This window comes from Paenibacillus sp. 7516, from assembly GCF_002272715.1.
In the GTDB taxonomy this organism is placed as follows: Bacteria; Bacillota; Bacilli; order Paenibacillales; family Paenibacillaceae; genus Paenibacillus; species Paenibacillus illinoisensis_A.
Genome location: NZ_NPBI01000055.1, coordinates 1 through 393, shown reverse-complemented (window position 1 = coordinate 393; position 393 = coordinate 1). Strand labels below are relative to the sequence as shown.

Here is a 393-nt window from a genome sequence, read left to right as displayed (position 1 = left end):
ATTTTGATGTTATTGACCCAGTTCAGTTTAACTCGACAGGTTTTCTTGTACCATTTGGTCTGCAAATCGAGCAAATATTATCTTATATAGAAAAACTGAAACAATTTAATATAATAGGGATTGATTTAATGGAATTTAACTCTAGCTTAGATACACAGAAAAAAGACCAGTATATCTGTACGAACATTTTGAAAAAATGTATTGAAGTGATAGGAGGTGTATAAAAGATGATAAAGGCTCTATTGGTTTTAGACTTGCAAAATGGAATTTTGGATCAAGGTGAATTTTCCCCAATTACTGATAAGATAAGTGACTTAATTAATCATTTTGAGGAAAGAAATGAAGAAGTGATTTTTTTTCGTCATATAAATAAAATTGATGAAGAAAACAATT

Annotated in this window: 1 protein-coding gene; it reads left to right on the top strand. The window is 28.5% G+C overall.

Translation table 11 applies throughout. The features are described 5' to 3' along the window. On the top strand, positions 1-224 hold a 224-nt coding region (locus CHI14_RS29590; protein WP_141236751.1), incomplete at its 5' end, for an arginase family protein. Between the last annotated feature and the right edge of the window lie 169 nt (positions 225-393).